The sequence below is a fragment of the Phenylobacterium composti DSM 19425 genome, from assembly GCF_059568645.1.
The window spans coordinates 205,960-221,311 of the sequence record NZ_JCANTT010000013.1; the positions used below are offsets into that span (position 1 = coordinate 205,960).

Below are 15,352 nucleotides of genomic sequence, written 5' to 3' on the forward strand. Positions count from 1 at the left end.
CGCGGGGAAAAGGGGTGCAATTCCGAAGATGATGTCCGTCAGCCGTCGCAGTTTCCTGGCCATGGCCGCCACCTCCGCCGCCTTCGGCGGCCTGTCCCGGGCCAACGCCCAGGACGTTGGCGACTACAAGAACGACATCCCCGGCTACGGGCCGCTGCGCCCGGACCCGAACGGCGTCTTCGACCTGCCTGAAGGCTTCTCGTATCGGATCGTCTCCCAGGTCGGGCAGCCCATGGACGACGGCCTGCTGACCCCGGGCAAGTGCGACGGCATGGCCTGCTTCGCCGACGCCGCGGACCCGAACAGGGTGATCCTGGTGCGCAACCACGAGCAGCGCCCCACCGAGCCCGGCCGCTCGGCCTATGGCAAGGACGGAGCCCTGGCCGCCAAGGTCGGTCCGGGCCAGGCCTATGACCGCATCCCCTCGGGCGTGCCCATGGACGGCGGCGCCTCCACCCTCGTCTGGGACCTGAAGCAGCAGCGGCTGGTCACCCACCACCTCAGCCTGGCCGGCACGGCGGTGAACTGCGCCGGCGGGCACACGCCCCGGCGCACCTGGCTCACCTGCGAGGAGACCGAGATCAAGGCCGGCGAAGGCGGCGCCAAGGACCACGGCTGGGTCTTCGAGGTGCCGGCCGACCTGCGCGGCTTGGCCGACCCGACGCCGATCACCGGCATGGGCCGCTTCAAGCACGAGGCCACCGCCACCGACCCGCGGACGGGCATCGTCTATCTGACCGAGGACGCCCCCGACGGCTTCTGCCTGTTCTACCGCTACCTGCCCAACGACCCGGCCAGGCTGCTGGCCGGCGGCCGCCTGCAGGCCCTGGGCTTCCGCGGCGAGCGCGACGCCGACCCGCGCAACTGGAAGCAGACCTTCTGGAAGCCCGGCGAGCGCCGCAAGGTGGTGTGGATCGACCTCGACGGCGTCGAGAACCCCGATAACGACCTGCGCCACCGGGGCCACGACAAGGGGGCGGCCTATTTCGCCCGCGGCGAGGGCATCTACTTCGGCGACGGCGAGCTGTTCTTCACCTGCACCAGCGGCGGTCCGGGCCGGGACGGCCAGATCGTCCGCTACCGGCCGAGCCCCCATGAAGGCCAGCCCGGCGAGGCCGATCAGCCGGGCGAGATCGAGCTGTTCCTCGAGAGCACCGACAAACAGCGGCTGTGGATGCCGGACAACCTGGCGATCGCCCCCAACGGCCACCTGTTCGTCTGCGAGGACAAGTACAACGGCCACAACATGCTGAGGGCGATCACGCCGAAGGGGCAGGTCTATACGGTGGGCCGCAACGCCCAGCGCCCGGCCCTGCCGACCGCGCCGAACAGCGAGCTGGCCGGGGTGTGCTTCTCGCCCGACGGCTCGACCTGCTTCGTGAACCTCTATTTCCCCGGGACGACCCTGGCGATCACCGGGCCCTGGGCCTCGCTGAAGGCCTGACGATCACGGCTCCGGCGTCCCGGACGGCCACAGGGCCGGTCCGGGGCGGCCGCAGGCGGTCTGGGGCGGCCTGCGGGCCGAGCCTCAGTTCCGCTCGAAGCGGCGCATGGACCAGTACTTGTAGCCCTCGCTGGCCACCAGCTTCCAGCCGAGCTTGCGCAGGCTGCGGCCGATCATGAAATTGAAGAAGCCGTGGGCGAGGACCACGACGTTCTCGCCGCCGGCGGCCAGGCCGATCAGCATGGCGGCGGCCCGGTCGGCGCGCTCCTCGGCCTGGGAGCGGGTCTCCTGCCCCTCGTGATGGTCGAAGAACCACCACCAGACCCGGGCGATGAAGCCCCAGATGGAGGGCGGGAGGCGAATCCACCGCGGCCAGTTGGGCGGCGGCAGCGGCGCCTCGATCAGAATCTCGTGGCGCTCGAACTCGCGGTCGCGGGCCAGGGCCTGGGCGCTTTCGATGGACCGCAGGCGGGTCGAGGAGACCAGGCGCCCGCAGGTCTCGACGAACTGGACCAGCTGCTTGGGCGGCGTCTGGCCCGGCAGGATGCCGAGGATCTCGTAGGTAGCCCAGAACTCGCGGTACTCGGCCGCATTGAGTCGCACCTTGCGCGACAGCGCCGGCTCGCCGTGGCGGGCCAGGATGATCGCGCCATGGCGCACTGCGGCGGACGTCGCCGGGGCCTTCTCCATAAGGGCCTCGTCCATCAGATCCGCACGCCTTTGCCGTTGGCGCCAACGCGCACCGAAGCCCTCACCCGTCCGCCAGGGCCCTGACATGCGCAAGCGCAGAACGGCCCAGAGCTTCGAGGTCGTACCCGCCCTCGAGCGAGGACACAACCCGACCCTTGGCCCGGGCCCGCGCCACCGAGACGATGGCCCGGGTCGCCCAGGCGAAGTCCGCCTCCTCAAGGTTCTGTTCGGCCCCGCCGATGGGGTCGCGCCGATGGGCGTCGAACCCGGCGGAGACGAGGATCAGATCGGGCCGGAAGGCGTCCACCTGGTCCATCAGCGCCTCGAACGCCGCCCGCCAGACCGCGGCCGGGGCGCCGGGCGGGGAGATGGCGTTGGCGATGTTCCCGGGGAGATTCTCGTCGGGACGGCCGCTGTTGGGCCACATGGGCCACTGCTGGATGGAGGCCAGGAACAGGCCCGGCTGGCGGGCGAAGGCGGCCTGGGTGCCGTTGCCGTGGTGGATGTCGAAATCCACCACCGCCACGCGCCGCAGCCCCGCGGCCTGGGCGGCCTTCGCGGCGATGGCCACGTTGGAGAAAATGCAGAAGCCCATGGGCAGGCCGGGCTCCGCATGATGGCCCGGGGGACGGACGGCGCAGAACGCCCGCTCGCTCTCGCCGCGGGCCACGTCGCGGACCGCCTTGACCACCGCCCCGGCGGCCCGGCGGGCGGCCGTGAGGCTGCCCGGGGACATGCGGGTGTCCTCGTCGAGCACGTGGAGGCCGTGGCTGGGCGGAAGGCCGAAGATTCGCTCAAGGTGGGCCGGGCTGTGAACCCGGGCGAGGTCACGCTCCTCGGCCAGCGGCGCATCGTTGAGGATCAGGGACAGGTCGGTGGCGTCGTCGAGGGCGTCGATGACCGCCCGCAGCCGCTCGGGCCGTTCGGGATGGCCCTCGCCTGGACGGTGGTCCAGCATGTCCTCATGGGTATAAAGCGCCACGTCCATGGCCCCATCCTAGCGCATGCCGGCGTTGCGCCGGAATCGCGCCGGCGACGGGCCGCGAGCGCTGGAGCCCCATGAACGACGCCGTCATCCGCCGCGCCGGCCCGGCCGACGCCGAAACCCTCTCCGCCCTCGGGGCGCGCACCTTCACCGAGACCTTCGGCCACCTTTATCCGCCCCAGGACCTGGCCGCCTATCTGGCCGAGGCCTATGACCTCGAACGCACCCGCGCGGACCTGGCCGACCCGCAGAAGGCCTCGTGGCTGGTGGAGGCGGATGGCGCGGCGGTGGGCTACGCCCTGGCCGGTCCCTGCAACCTGCCCCACCCCGAAGTAACCCCGGCGTGCGGGGAGCTGAAGCGGATCTATTTCCTGAAGGACTACCAGGGCGCAGGCCTCGGCCTGAGGCTCTTTGGCGAGGTGATGGCCTGGCTCCAGGCGAATGGGCCGCGAACGGTGTGGATCGGCGTCTGGTCCGAAAACTACGGGGCCCAGCGGTTCTACGCCCGCCAGGGTTTCGAGAAGGTCGGCGGCTACGGCTTTCACGTGGGCGATACGGTGGACGACGAGTTCATCCTCCGGCGCAGCGCGGAGAGTTTCGCCGCGAACCCGCCCAAATTCCAGATCGCGTAACGCCAATACTCGAAATCCGCCGTGAACGCGGGTCTTTTATTGCCGAGATTTAACCTGCCGGCGCCTTCACTTCCGGAAGCGGTTCTGGGACTCTTCAGGGACGAGTGAGAGTTCCCGGGGAGGCCGGCGCGGCATGCTCAAGATCGGCTATGTTCGGCTGGGCGATGAGGATCTGGATCAGCAGATTGCGGCGCTGGAAGCCCTGGGGTGCCAAGTGATCCGCTCCGAAGAGCGCTTCGGCCTGGGCGCGGTCTCGCCGGTGCTCAATTCCATCCTCGACTTCATCGGCGAGGGCGACCAGCTCGTGGTCGGCAAGCTTGCGCACCTGGCCCGCACCAGCCATGAGCTGCTGGACGTGGTCTCCCGCCTGGAGGCCCGGGGCGCGAGCCTCTATGTGGCCGACGCCCAGATCAGCAGCCAGGGCGAGAGCGGCCGCGCGCTGCGGGCGGTGCTGCAGGCGGTGGGCGCCCTGGACCAGGCCGGACCGCGGCGGCGCCGGGGCGTGACCGCCGAGGCGCAGCAGATCCGCGCTTTGCGGCGGGCCGGCATGGGCCCGGTGGAGATCGCCCGGCGCCTCGGCGTCTCGCGCATGACCGTCTGGCGCAAGCTGCGCGAGATCGAGGCTCAGGCCTAGGCGCCTGTCCCCTGCCCGGCCGCGCCGCGGCGGCTGGCCTGCACGAAGTCCACGAAGGCCCTGAGCGGCGAAGGCAGGGCCCGCCGGCTGGGATAGTAGAGGAAGGGTCCGGGGAAGACGTCGGACCAGTCTTCCAGAACCTCCACCAGCCGCCCGTCGTCGAGATAGGGCTGGGCGTAGCCGTCGAAGGTGAGCAGGAAGCCGAGCCCCGCCAGGGCGGCCTGCATCTGGAGTTGAGGGTTGTTGGAGACCAGCGGCCCCTGTGGGACGAGGCGCACGGTCTCGCCGCCCCGCGAGAACTCCCACGGCAGGTCGGCCCCGCTGGGGAAGCGGCCGCGCAGGCAGGGCCGGCTCAGGAGGTCGCGGGGATGCTCAGGCCGCCCGACCCGCCGCAAGAGGTCGGGCGTGGCGACCGCCACATAGCGCTGCGGCGGCCCCAGGGAGACGGCCACCATGTCCTGGGCCAGGCTCTCCCCCCAGCGGACGCCGGCGTCATAGCCCTCGGCCACGATGTCCACGAAGGCGCTCTCGACCATCACCTCCACCTGCACGGCGGGATAGGCGGCGAGGAAGCGGGCCAGCAGCGGCCCCAGTACAAGGTCCGCCGCCGGCTGCGGGGCGTTGATGCGCAGGGCGCCCGAAGGTTCGGCCTGGGCGGAGCGGGCCTCCGACACCGCCTCGCGGATCTCGGCCAGGGCCGGCTGCAGGCGCGCCAGCAGGGCGGCGCCCGCGTCGGTGAGGGCGACGCTGCGGGTGGTGCGGTTGAGAAGCCGCACGCCCAGACGGCTTTCGAGATCACGCAGGGTGGCGCTGAGGGTGGAGGCCGACACGCCCCGCTCCACCGCCGCCCGGCGGAAATTGCGATGCCGGGCGATGGCCGCGAAGGCGGCCAGGGCCTCCAGGTCAAGCCGATCCACAGGTCCGGTCATTGTTCGAATTTCCGCACAGTCCGTGAGGAACAATGCTGATTATCGGAAGCAAAGCCCAGTTCTAGCTTTTGGCCAGCAGATGCGAGGAGCGAACGATGCAGACGCGCAAGCTTGGCAAGACCGGCCCCGAGGTCTCGGCCCTGGGCCTGGGGTGCATGGGCATGTCGGACATGTATGGGCCCGCGGACCGGGCCGAGAGCCTGGCCACCATCGACGCGGCGGTAGAAGCGGGGATCACCCTGCTCGACACGGGCGACTTCTACGGCATGGGCCACAACGAAATGCTGATCGGCGAGGCGCTGAAGCGCCACCGCCGGGAAGACCTGGTGCTGAGCGTGAAGTACGGCGCCCTGAGGTCCGCGGACGGGACGTTCCTGGGCTATGACGCCCGGCCGATCGCCACCAAGAGCGCCATCGCCTATTCCCTGCAGCGGCTGAGGGTCGACCATATCGACATCTACCGGCCCGCGCGCCTGGACCCGGCGGTCCCCATCGAGGACACAATCGGGGCCATCGCCGAGCTGGTGCAGGCGGGTTATGTGCGCCATATCGGCCTGTCGGAGGTGGGCTCGGAAACCATCCGCCGGGCCGCGGCGGTTCATCCCATCAGCGACCTGCAGATCGAATACAGTCTGCTGTCGCGGGGCATCGAGGGCGGCGTGCTCGACACGTGCCGAGAGCTGGGCATCGGCGTCACCGCCTATGGCGTCCTCTCCCGCGGCCTGATCGGCGGGCACATGACCACGGCGCCCTCCGGGCGGGACTTCCGCGCCGCCGCCCCGCGGTTCCAGGGGGAGAACCTGGCGAAGAACCTCAAGCTGGCCGAGGCCCTGAGGGCGGCGGCGCAGGCGGCGGGGGTGACCCCGGCCCAGGCCGCCATCGCCTGGGTCGCCTCGCGCGGGGAGGATATCGTCCCCCTGATCGGCGCCCGGCGGCGGGACCGGCTGGCGGAAGCCCTAGGGGCGCTGGAGGCCGACCTCGGGCCCGACGCCCTGGCCGCCTTCGAGGCCGCCGTACCCAAGGGCGCGGCCGCCGGCGACCGCTACGCCAGCCCCATGATGGCGATGCTGGACAGCGAGAAAGGCTGACCGCGTTCGGCGTACTGGACATCGGGGATCAGGGGCCGCATCCTTCGCGTTCAAACGGACGTTCGAGAGCCCGCCCCGATGTTCATGCGCTTCTTCACCGAACTCCGCGAAGCCCGGGTTCCGGTGACGCTGAAGGAGTACCTCGCCCTGATGGAGGGCCTGGACAAGGCCGTCATCGACCGGTCGGTGGACGACTTCTACTACCTGTCCCGCGCCGCCCTGGTGAAGGACGAGAAGAACCTCGACAAGTTCGACCGGGTGTTCGGCCATGTGTTCAAGGGCCTGGAGCGGGTCGAGGGCGAGGACCTGGCCGCCGACATCCCCGCCGAATGGCTGCGCAAGCTGTCGGAGAAGTTCCTCACCGAGGAAGAGAAGGCCCAGATCGAGGCCATGGGCGGCTTCGACAAGCTGATGGAGGCGCTGGCCGAGCGCATCCGCGAGCAGAAGAAGCGCCACGAGGGCGGCAACAAGATGATCGGCACCGGCGGCACCTCGCCGTTCGGCGCCAACGGCTACAACCCCGAGGGCGTGCGCATCGGCCAGGACAAGAGCCGCCACGGCAAGGCGGTGAAGGTCTGGGACAAGCGCGAGTACAAGAACCTGGACGACCAGGTCGAGCTCGGCACCCGCAACATCAAGGTGGCCCTGCGCCGGCTGCGGCGGTGGGTGCGCGACGGCGCCCCCGAGGAGCTGGACCTGGACGGCACCATCAAGGGGACGGCCGAGAAGGGCTATCTCGACATCCACCTGCGCCCCGAGCGCCGCAACAAGATCAGCGTGCTGATCTTCTTCGACATCGGCGGCTCGATGGACAGCCACATCAAGGTCTGCGAGGAGCTGTTCAGCGCCGCCCGGGCCGAGTTCAAGAACATGGAGTTCTACTACTTCCACAACTGCCTCTACGAGGCCGTGTGGAAGGACAACCGCCGCCGGCACACCGAGAAGATCCCGACCTGGGACGTGCTCCACAAGTTCCCGCACGACTACAAGGTCATCTTCGTCGGCGACGCCACCATGAGCCCCTACGAGATCACCTATCCGGGCGGCTCGGTGGAGCACTGGAACGAGGAGCCGGGGGCCGTCTGGCTCGACCGGGTGACCCAGATCTACGAGCACGTGGTGTGGCTGAACCCCACGGCCGAGCGGCACTGGGACTACACGCCCTCGATCGGCGTCATCAAACAGCTGGTGGGCGACCGCATGTTCCCGCTGACCATCGAGGGCCTGGAGAAGGCCATGAAGGAGCTGGCGCGCTAGGAGCGCGCCCAAAGGCCGGGGGTGGGCGGTTGAACCGGATCAGCCTAGGCTGCGGGAATGTTTAAGGGATTCCCATGACCGATCCCCTGATCCAGGACGCGCCCGAGACCGAGGAGACACAGGCCGCCACCAAGGCCGCGGTGTTCAATGCGGCAGAGCGGCTGTTCGCCCTGAACGGGTTCCAGAACGTCTCGGTGCGGGACATCACCGCCGAGGCGGGAGTGAATCTCGCCAGCGTGAACTATCACTTCGGCTCGAAGGACGCCCTGCTCTTCGAGATCTTCAGGCGGCGGACGGCCGAGCTGAACCGCGAGCGCGCCCGGCTGCTGCACGAGGCCAACGCCCGGCATGACGGCAAGCCGCCGGTGCGGGAGATCCTCGAGGCCTATTTCGCCCCGCCGCTGCGCTGGTCGGCGCCGGACAACGACCGCCGCATCTCCATCCAGTTCATTATCCGCGCCCGCTCCGAGGGGACCGAGGAGATGAAGGAGGTGCTGCGCAACGACGTCAGCCACCTCGCCCGCTTCGCCGACGCCCTGCTGGCGGCGCGGCCCGACCTGCCGAAGGAAGACGTCTACTGGCGGCTGCACTTCGTGCTGGGCATGGTCCACAACAACCGCTTCGCCGAGTTCGACCGCCTGCACCACCTGTCGGGCGGCCTCACCCGCGAGGGCGACGTGCAGGCCCTGCTGACCCGGATGCTGGACTTCGCCGAGGCGGGGTTCCTGGCCTAGGGCCGCACCCCACCAATCCGGACAAAGATCGCGTGATCCGCGCCGGGCCTCTGGCGCGGAAAACAAGCTCCGCCATATGGCGGGCCATGCCGAAGATCATCACCGACGCCAAGAGCTTCACCGCCGACCACGCCTGGGGCGCGCGGGACCTCGCCCTGGTCGAGGGCGCCAGCGTGCGCCTGCACTGGACCGACCAGCCGTACGACTGGCACGTCAACGACGGGGCGGAGGTGTTCCTGGTGCTCGAGGGCGAGGTGGAGATGCGCTACCGCCAGGACGGCGCCGAGCGGTCGGTGCGCCTCGGTCCCGCCGACATGTTCATCGCCGAGGCGGGCGACGCCCACGTGGCCCACCCGATCGGGGCCGCCCGGGTGCTGGTGATCGAGAAGGAAGGCTCGATCTAGGCCCGCCCGACAGGCTCGCGCCTCAGCCGGCGAGCGACCAGGCGAAGCGCAGGTCCTCCACGAACAGGGCGTAGGCCCTCGCCTTGGCCTCGGCGTCGGGGACGCGGAGCAGATAGGACGGGTGGTAGGTGACCACGCCCTGGCCCTGGTCAGGCAGCTGAAGCGCCTGCTGGCGGAATTTGGCGATGGGCGTGGGCTTTCCGAATACGGCGAGGCCCGCGGTGGCGCCCAGGGCCACCACCACCCGCGGGCGGACGAGGCGCCGCTCGGCGTCCAGCCACCAGCGGCAGGCAGAGACCTCGGCGGTGTTGGGGGTCTGGTGGATGCGCCTCTTGCCGCGCAGCTCGTGCTTGAAGTGCTTCACCGCATTGGTGACGTAGGTCTCGGCCCGGGGCACCCTGGCCTCGCCAAGAGCGCGGTCGAGCATCTGGCCCGCGGGGCCGACGAAGGGACGGCCGGCGAGGTCCTCCTGGTCGCCCGGCTGCTCCCCGACGAACATCAGCCTCGCGCTGCTGGGCCCCTCCCCCGGCACGCCCTGGGTGGCCTCGCGCCACAGGTCGCAGCGCCGGCACAGCTGCACCCCGGCGGCGACCTCCTCGAGGCTGGCCGCGGGCCGGCCGTCATAGGGCGCGTCGCGGTTGGCGCGCAGGGCGGCCCGGACGATGCGGCGCTCGGGTTCTGAAGGGGCCTGGCGGACCATCTCGCTCGTCCTCGCCTCGGCTTGGGCGATCAGTTCGGGAATGAGCCCCGCTTCCGGCAGGTTCCGCCAGTAGCGCTTGGGCATCTCCTTCTGCATGGCCGCGACCTTCAGCCGGGCCGGGTTGAAGATCGAGGCGTAGTAGGTGCGCCAGTAATCCTCCAAAGCGTCGGCGCTGGGCGCGTCGGCAGGGTCGGCGCCTGGGGTGAAGACCAGTTCCTTCAGGTCCCAGTGAGCGCAGACGTCGGGGGTCAGGATCGACCAGCGCATGTTGGCGAAGCGCCGGACGAAGAAGGGCGCCGCCGCCTCGGTGACCCTGTGGGCCGGCTCGAACCAGGCGACGAAGGTCTCACCCTCGGAAGACTCGGCGTCCTCCACCCGCCGGAAGCGGACGAAGGCCTTCATCTTGTGGGCCGCCTTGGAGACCGCCTGGGCGTAGAGGCGGGCCCGAGCCACGCCCGGGTCGGGGCTGATGCGCAGCAGGCTCGGCTCGTCCTGCAGCCGCCAGAGCAGCCGGTACAGGAGAGCGAAGCGCTCGTCCGAGCGGTGCAGGATCACTTGGGCGGCGAGGTCCACGAACTCGCGGGGGACGGTGAAGGCCGCCCCGCCGTCGGCCGGCTCGGGCGCGTCCTGCCCCGGCGCGAACAGGCTGGCGTCGCCATCGACGGTCCAGAGCGTCGCCTCGGGCGGGATGTGGGCGGCGCGCAGGCGCCGGGCCGCCGCCCGCCAGCCGGAGAAGTCGGTCTCGGAGGCGAGGCGGACCACCTGCATCAGAACAGCTCCAGCTGCCGGGGCGGCGGAGACAGGCGGGCCTTGAGGTCGGCGGCGTCGGTGAGCCCGCCGGGCCGCCAGTCGTCGGTGACGACGAAGGGCTTGAGCCGGGCGATCCCCCGGGAAAGCCGCTTCAGGTCATCGAGGGTGATCCGCTTGTGGCGGCGCAGGTCGAGGATGCGGTCGCAGGCCCTGACGCCCAGCCCCGGCACCCGCAGCAGCCGTTCGCGGTCGGCGGCGTTGAGATCGACGGGAAAGTCGCCGCGGTTGCGGAGCGCCCAGGCGAGCTTGGGATCCACCAACAGATCCAGGTCCTCGCCCTCGGCGACGATCTCGGCCCGGGAGAAACCGTAGAAGCGCATCAGCCAGTCGGCCTGATAGAGCCGGTGCTCGCGCACCAGCGGCGGCCGCTGGAGCGGCAGGCGGGCGGTGGAATCCGGGATGGGCGAGAAGGCCGAGTAATAGACCCGCCGCAGCCGGTAGGCGCCGTAGAGAGTCTCGGAACGCTTGAGGATCTCGCCATCGGAGGCCCCGTCGGCGCCGACGATCATCTGGGTGGACTGGCCGGCCGGAGCAAAGCGCGGCGGCCTGGTCCTGCGGGCTGGCTCCTTGGCCGCCTCAACCCCCACCCGCACGGCGCCCATGGCCTTCTTGATGCCGGCGAGGTCCTTCTCGGGAGCGAACCTGGCCAGGCTCTCGTCCTTGGGCAGCTCGATGTTGATCGACAGACGGTCGGCATAGAGCCCCGCCTCGTTGACCAGGGCGGGCGAGGCCTCGGGGATCACCTTCAGGTGTATGTAGCCGCGGAAGTCGTGGACCTCGCGCAGCAGCTTCGCCACCCGCACCATCTGCTCCATGGTGTAGTCGGCGCTGCGGATGATGCCCGAGGAGAGGAACAGCCCTTCGATGTAGTTGCGCTTGTAAAAGCCCAGGGTGAGGTCGACGACCTCCTCGGCGGTGAAGCGGGCCCTTTGCGTGTTCGAGCTGACCCGGTTCACGCAATAGGCGCAGTCGTAGATGCAGAAGTTGGTCAGCAGGATCTTCAGGAGGCTGATGCAGCGGCCGTCGGGCGCATAGGCGTGACAGATGCCCATGCCGCCGTCGGTGGAGCCCACGCCTTTCCCCCCGGCGGAGTCGCGCTTCACGCTCCCCGATGAGGCGCAGGAGGCGTCGTACTTGGCCGCGTCGGAGAGAATGGCGAGCTTGCGCTTGAGGTCGAGAACCGCCATAGGCACACCCTAAAGTTCTGCTTTTGTTCCGTCGAGGCGCATTCGGCGGAACCGGCCTGCGACAGATTGGTTCCGCCCCCATGGTCAGGCTGCGCATCCGTCACGAGACGCTCTACACCTACGAACGGCCCGTGGGCTTTGCGCCCCATCGTATGCTCCTGCGCCCACGGGACAGCCACGCGATCCGGGTGGCGGCGGCGGTGATGACCGTCTCGCCTCCAGGCGACACCCGCTGGCTCTACGACGCCCTGGGCAATTCGGTGTGCAGCTTCACGCCCACCGGCGAGAGCACCGCCCTGTCGATCATCAGCGAGCTGGTCATCGAGCGCTATCCGGCGCCCCTGGCGGACCTTCCTATCCGCGATCCCCAGACGGCCACGCCCATCGTCTACGCCCCCACTGACCGCTCGGTGCTGTCGCCGTTCGTGGAGCCGGTGACCGAGGACCCGGACGGGGTGCTGCTGAAATGGCTTCGCGCCCGGGTGGGCAGCCCGCACGAGCCGGCCCTGGACTTCCTGATGCGGCTCAACCGCTCCATCCGGGACGAGTTCGACTACCTGGCCCGGGACCTCGGGGCCGCCCAGGACCCGGCCTTCACCGTGCAGACCGGCTCGGGCACCTGCCGCGACTTCGCCTGGCTGATGGTCGAGGCGCTGCGGCGGCTGGGCTATGCGGCCAGGTTCGTCACCGGCTACCTCTACTCGCCAGGCCACGACGACATCCGCGGGGCCGGGGCGACCCACGCCTGGTGCGAAGTGTTCCTGCCCGACCTCGGCTGGACCGAGTTCGACCCCACCAACGGCCTGGCCGAGAGCGAAGACCTGATCCCGGTGGCGGTGGCCCGCACGCCCGCGGAGGCGACGCCGATCTCGGGGGCGATCGTCGGCGACGGCGGCGAGGCGCGGCTGACCGTTCACGTGGATGTGCGGCCGGACGATTCGCCTCCCGAGGCCGCCTGGAGTCATGCTGAGGGGCGCAGAGACGGAGGTCCCCATGACGCACGGCCTTCCCCAGCAGAACACCCTGACCGGCTTCACCATCCCGAAGGCGGCGACGAGTCCGCAGCACGGCCAGAAGCCCGCCCCGCCGCAGCAGCGGCCGCGCGAGCCCCGCAGCTCCACGTCCCGGCAAGCCCATTGACCGCCGGGGCGCGACAGGGCGCGCCCGGACTGTTGTCGGGACTGGCGGCTCCCGTTCGTCCTGCGGACGCCAACACGCCCCAAAGGAGGCCGCCCCGATGCGGATGATCTTCGTGAACCTGCCGGTGAAGGACCTGGAAGCGACGAAGCGCTTCTACACGGGGCTCGGCTTTCCGCTGAACCCGCAGTTCACCAGCGACCAGAGCGCCGCCGTGGAGATCGAGGAGAACATCGTCTTCATGATGCTGACCCACGACCACTTCAGCCAGTTCGTGCGGGGCGGCATCGCCGACGTGACCCGAGACAAGGAGACGCTGATCTGCCTGTCGGCCGCCGACCGCGCCGAGGTGGACGCCTTCCTGCAGAAGGCCCTGGCGAACGGCGGCTCGGAATGGATGCCGCCCCAGGACCACGGGTTCATGTACGGGGTCAGCTTCCAGGACCCAGACGGCCACGTCCTGGAAGTGATGTGGATGGACTCCGCCGCCATCGCCCAGGGCGCGCACATGGAGATCGAGACGGCCTAGCCCCGCCCCGGCCCGACTTACGCGGCCGCGCGGGCTCCGGAGGGGCCGGCGATGCGGGCGCGGGCGATCTCATTGGCCACCTCGTGGGTGGGCCGCCGTTCGCGGGCGGCCTGCTCCAGCACCTCGTCGAGGGTCCGGGAAAGGCGATCCAGCTTGGCGTCCACCCAGGCCGGATCGAAGGCCTCGCCGCGCTCCAGGGCGCGGATCTCGCCGGCGACATTGATGATGCCGCCGCCGTTGATCACGTAGTCGGGGGCGTAGAGCAGGCCTTTCTCGAAGATCATCCGGCCGGTGTCGGCGTCGGCCAGCTGGTTGTTGGCGGCGCCGGCGATGATCCGCGCCTGCAGCCGCGCCAGGGTGTCGAGGTTCAGCGCCCCGCCCATGGCGCAGGGCGCGAAGACGTCGGCGGGGGCGTCGAAGATGGCCGAGGGGGCAGCCACCTGGGCGCCGGTGGCGGCGGCGATGCGCTCGACCGCCTCGCGGTTCACGTCGGCGATGATCAGCCGGGCCCCAGCCGCATGCAGCTTCTGGGCGAGGTAGCCGCCCACATGGCCGACGCCCTGGATGGCGACGGTGACGCCGTCGAGGTCGCGGTTCAGCGCCCGGCGCACGCACAGGCGCACGCCCCGGAACACGCCCTCGGCGGTGACCGGGCTGGGATCGCCCGAGGCGGCCGGATGGCCCTCAAGGCCGGCCACATAGCGGGTGTGCTTGCGGGCGTGCATCAGGTCGGCGGGCGAGACGCCCACGTCCTCGGCGGTCCAGTACCGGCCGCCCACCGCCTCCACGGCCCGGCCGAACGCCTCGAACAGGGCCGGCGTCTTCTGGGTGCGGGCGTCGCCCATGATGACGCTCTTGCCGCCGCCCAGCTCCAGGTCGGCCATGGCGTTCTTGTAGGACATGGCCCGGGACAGCTTCAGGGCGTCAGCGAGGGCGTCCTCGGCGGTGGGATAGTCCCACATGCGGCAGCCGCCGGCGGCCGGGCCGCGGGCGGTGGAATGGACGGCGATGATGGTCTTGAGGCCGGTTTTCGCATCATAGAAGGCATGGACGCCTTCATGTCCCTCGAAAGCCGGAGAATCGAACAAGGTCATGCCGCACTCTTCGCCGTGAGAAGCAATGTTTTCGCCCCAAGCTCTACGCCCTGGGGACACACGTCACAACCCCGCTGACCGCCGTTCGGCTCCATCACGGCTCTTCGCGGTCGGGATCGGTGGAGCGCCCGACGGCAGGGGAGCGTCCTTGTCCCTGAGGAAGGCAAGCACATCCGCCCAGACCGCCGGCCCCTGCAGGTCGCGGGTCAGCAGGTGATAGCCGCGGGCGTAGTAGGCGCTGCGCTGGCCCGGCCGCAGGCGGGAGGCCGCCCGGAAGGCGGCGTGCTTGGGGATGATCTGGTCGTTGGCGCCGTAGAGGTAGAGGGTCGGCACGCCGATGCGGCCGATGCTGTCGGCGCCGTCGTCCATCAGGTCCACGAGGCCGTAGAGCGCATCACTCCGGGCGCCCCAGATCATCAGCGGGTCCCTGCCCATGGCGATCAGCTCGGCGTCGTTGTCGGTGGGCCTGACCCGGGCGGTGAGCCAGCGGGGCGGCGTATAGACCTTCGAGGCGGTGAAGTTGGCCGCCAGCCACAGCAGGGTCTTGTTGGGCAGGGCCTGATCGCGCCAGCCCCAGACGGCCGGCGCCAGCAGCACCAGCCGGTCGGCGGCGGGCGGTCGGTCCGAGGCGAAGGCGGCGGCGGCCACGGCTCCGCCCATGCTCTCGCCCGCCACCACGATCAGGGCCTCGGGGTGCTTCGCCCGGGCCAGGGCGACGACGGTGCGCAGGTCCTCCACCATGAGATCGCGGCCGGCCCAGACGCCGCGGCCGGGCGAGCGGCCGAAGCCGCGCTGGTCGTAGGCGTAGGTGGTCACGCCCTGCCCGGCCCACCAGGGCGCGGCCAAGTGGAAGGCGTTGGCGTAGTCGTTCATGCCGTGGAGGGCGACGATCACCGCCCAGGGCCGCCCCGCATACTGGCCCGTGGCCTCCCACTTCGAGAGGCCCAGCAGCGCGCCGTCGAAGCTCGCCACCACCTCGTCGCCAATGTAGGGCCCGCGGTAGCCGGCCGGCGGCTGGGCCGGCGCCTGCACGGCCATGGTGGTGCAGGCGCCCAGCAGGAGAAGCGAGACCAGCAGGGCGGCGAGGCGCGCCACGGC

Annotated in this window: 16 protein-coding genes; 9 read left to right on the forward strand and 7 right to left on the reverse strand. The window is 70.4% G+C overall.

Translation table 11 applies throughout. The features are described 5' to 3' along the window. The first annotated feature begins 31 nt into the window (after nt 1-31). Nucleotides 32-1,444: an alkaline phosphatase PhoX gene (locus BO64_RS07315; RefSeq protein WP_496402624.1), complete on the forward strand. Its 1,413-nt coding sequence runs from the start codon at nt 32-34 to the stop codon at nt 1,442-1,444. 84 nt (nt 1,445-1,528) lie between these two features. Here the strand turns inward: BO64_RS07315 and BO64_RS07320 are convergent, their stop codons facing one another. Further along, nucleotides 1,529-2,149: a histidine phosphatase family protein gene (locus BO64_RS07320; protein WP_496402625.1), complete on the reverse strand. Its 621-nt coding sequence runs from the start codon at nt 2,147-2,149 to the stop codon at nt 1,529-1,531. Between the two features lie 46 nt (nt 2,150-2,195). Further along, entirely contained in the window at nt 2,196-3,122 is a 927-nt protein-coding gene (locus tag BO64_RS07325) for a histone deacetylase family protein (protein WP_496402626.1), read from the reverse strand. 71 nt (nt 3,123-3,193) lie between these two features. On the opposite strand from BO64_RS07325, the gene BO64_RS07330 reads away from it, so the two are divergent. Further along, the gene (locus BO64_RS07330) at nt 3,194-3,751 is read left to right on the forward strand and encodes a GNAT family N-acetyltransferase (protein WP_496402627.1); all 558 of its coding nucleotides are present in this window, start codon (nt 3,194-3,196) and stop codon (nt 3,749-3,751) included. 133 nt (nt 3,752-3,884) lie between these two features. After that, nucleotides 3,885-4,385, forward strand: coding sequence for a recombinase family protein (locus tag BO64_RS07335; RefSeq protein WP_496402628.1), 501 nt, complete (start codon nt 3,885-3,887; stop codon nt 4,383-4,385). On the opposite strand, the gene BO64_RS07340 is transcribed toward BO64_RS07335, so the two are convergent. Then, nucleotides 4,382-5,314: a LysR family transcriptional regulator gene (locus tag BO64_RS07340; protein WP_496402629.1), complete on the reverse strand. Its 933-nt coding sequence runs from the start codon at nt 5,312-5,314 to the stop codon at nt 4,382-4,384. The two genes, BO64_RS07335 and BO64_RS07340, sit on opposite strands and share 4 nt — an antisense overlap. Nucleotides 5,315-5,409: 95 nt before the next feature. On the opposite strand from BO64_RS07340, the gene BO64_RS07345 reads away from it, so the two are divergent. From BO64_RS07345 to BO64_RS07360, 4 genes are all read left to right on the forward strand, one after another. Then, the gene (locus tag BO64_RS07345) at nt 5,410-6,402 is read left to right on the forward strand and encodes an aldo/keto reductase (RefSeq protein ID WP_496402630.1); all 993 of its coding nucleotides are present in this window, start codon (nt 5,410-5,412) and stop codon (nt 6,400-6,402) included. Between the two features lie 78 nt (nt 6,403-6,480). Next, complete coding sequence (locus BO64_RS07350; RefSeq protein ID WP_496402631.1) at nt 6,481-7,659, forward strand: vWA domain-containing protein; 1,179 nt, start codon at nt 6,481-6,483, stop codon at nt 7,657-7,659. A 74-nt stretch (nt 7,660-7,733) separates the two neighbouring features. Beyond that, nucleotides 7,734-8,393 carry a TetR/AcrR family transcriptional regulator gene (locus BO64_RS07355; protein ID WP_496402632.1) on the forward strand — a complete coding sequence of 220 codons (660 nt, stop codon included), beginning with the start codon at nt 7,734-7,736 and terminating at the stop codon, nt 8,391-8,393. A gap of 86 nt (nt 8,394-8,479) precedes the next feature. Next, the gene (locus tag BO64_RS07360; RefSeq protein WP_496402633.1) at nt 8,480-8,797 is read left to right on the forward strand and encodes a cupin domain-containing protein; all 318 of its coding nucleotides are present in this window, start codon (nt 8,480-8,482) and stop codon (nt 8,795-8,797) included. A 22-nt stretch (nt 8,798-8,819) separates the two neighbouring features. Here BO64_RS07360 and BO64_RS07365 read toward each other — a convergent pair whose 3' ends face one another. Both BO64_RS07365 and BO64_RS07370 read right to left on the reverse strand, forming a co-directional pair. After that, nucleotides 8,820-10,265 carry a UdgX family uracil-DNA binding protein gene (locus BO64_RS07365; RefSeq protein ID WP_496402634.1) on the reverse strand — a complete coding sequence of 482 codons (1,446 nt, stop codon included), beginning with the start codon at nt 10,263-10,265 and terminating at the stop codon, nt 8,820-8,822. Beyond that, on the reverse strand, nt 10,265-11,494 hold the full coding sequence (locus BO64_RS07370; RefSeq protein ID WP_496402635.1) for a putative DNA modification/repair radical SAM protein: 1,230 nt from the start codon (nt 11,492-11,494) through the stop codon (nt 10,265-10,267). Before BO64_RS07370 ends, BO64_RS07365 begins: the two co-directional genes overlap by 1 nt. 80 nt (nt 11,495-11,574) lie before the next feature. On the opposite strand from BO64_RS07370, the gene BO64_RS07375 reads away from it, so the two are divergent. Both BO64_RS07375 and BO64_RS07380 read left to right on the forward strand, forming a co-directional pair. Beyond that, complete coding sequence (locus BO64_RS07375; protein ID WP_496402636.1) at nt 11,575-12,741, forward strand: transglutaminase family protein; 1,167 nt, start codon at nt 11,575-11,577, stop codon at nt 12,739-12,741. After that, nucleotides 12,732-13,160, forward strand: coding sequence for a VOC family protein (locus BO64_RS07380; RefSeq protein WP_496402637.1), 429 nt, complete (start codon nt 12,732-12,734; stop codon nt 13,158-13,160). The genes BO64_RS07375 and BO64_RS07380 overlap by 10 nt, the downstream gene beginning before the upstream one ends. Before the next feature lie 17 nt (nt 13,161-13,177). Here the strand turns inward: BO64_RS07380 and BO64_RS07385 are convergent, their stop codons facing one another. Then, nucleotides 13,178-14,254 (reverse strand): Leu/Phe/Val dehydrogenase, encoded by a 1,077-nt coding sequence (locus tag BO64_RS07385; RefSeq protein ID WP_496402638.1) that lies wholly within the window; start codon nt 14,252-14,254, stop codon nt 13,178-13,180. Nucleotides 14,255-14,317: 63 nt separating this feature from the next. Continuing rightward, a complete protein-coding gene (locus tag BO64_RS07390; RefSeq protein WP_496402639.1) occupies nt 14,318-15,349 on the reverse strand; it encodes an alpha/beta fold hydrolase in 1,032 nt (343 codons plus the stop codon). Nucleotides 15,350-15,352: the final 3 nt, after the last annotated feature.

Excerpts from the sequence above, each read along its gene's own strand:
- BO64_RS07325 (WP_496402626.1), bottom strand. The coding sequence starts at position 3,122 with ATGGACGTGGCGCTTTATACCCATGAGGACATGCTGGACCACCGTCCA.
- BO64_RS07365 (WP_496402634.1), bottom strand. The coding sequence starts at position 10,265 with ATGCAGGTGGTCCGCCTCGCCTCCGAGACCGACTTCTCCGGCTGGCGG.
- BO64_RS07345 (WP_496402630.1), top strand. The coding sequence starts at position 5,410 with ATGCAGACGCGCAAGCTTGGCAAGACCGGCCCCGAGGTCTCGGCCCTG.
- BO64_RS07360 (WP_496402633.1), top strand. The coding sequence starts at position 8,480 with ATGCCGAAGATCATCACCGACGCCAAGAGCTTCACCGCCGACCACGCC.
- BO64_RS07355 (WP_496402632.1), top strand. The coding sequence starts at position 7,734 with ATGACCGATCCCCTGATCCAGGACGCGCCCGAGACCGAGGAGACACAG.
- BO64_RS07330 (WP_496402627.1), top strand. The coding sequence starts at position 3,194 with ATGAACGACGCCGTCATCCGCCGCGCCGGCCCGGCCGACGCCGAAACC.
- BO64_RS07320 (WP_496402625.1), bottom strand. The coding sequence starts at position 2,149 with ATGGACGAGGCCCTTATGGAGAAGGCCCCGGCGACGTCCGCCGCAGTG.
- BO64_RS07370 (WP_496402635.1), bottom strand. The coding sequence starts at position 11,494 with ATGGCGGTTCTCGACCTCAAGCGCAAGCTCGCCATTCTCTCCGACGCG.
- BO64_RS07385 (WP_496402638.1), bottom strand. The coding sequence starts at position 14,254 with ATGACCTTGTTCGATTCTCCGGCTTTCGAGGGACATGAAGGCGTCCAT.
- BO64_RS07315 (WP_496402624.1), top strand. The coding sequence starts at position 32 with ATGTCCGTCAGCCGTCGCAGTTTCCTGGCCATGGCCGCCACCTCCGCC.
- BO64_RS07375 (WP_496402636.1), top strand. The coding sequence starts at position 11,575 with ATGGTCAGGCTGCGCATCCGTCACGAGACGCTCTACACCTACGAACGG.
- BO64_RS07340 (WP_496402629.1), bottom strand. The coding sequence starts at position 5,314 with ATGACCGGACCTGTGGATCGGCTTGACCTGGAGGCCCTGGCCGCCTTC.
- BO64_RS07380 (WP_496402637.1), top strand. The coding sequence starts at position 12,732 with ATGCGGATGATCTTCGTGAACCTGCCGGTGAAGGACCTGGAAGCGACG.
- BO64_RS07335 (WP_496402628.1), top strand. The coding sequence starts at position 3,885 with ATGCTCAAGATCGGCTATGTTCGGCTGGGCGATGAGGATCTGGATCAG.
- BO64_RS07350 (WP_496402631.1), top strand. The coding sequence starts at position 6,481 with ATGTTCATGCGCTTCTTCACCGAACTCCGCGAAGCCCGGGTTCCGGTG.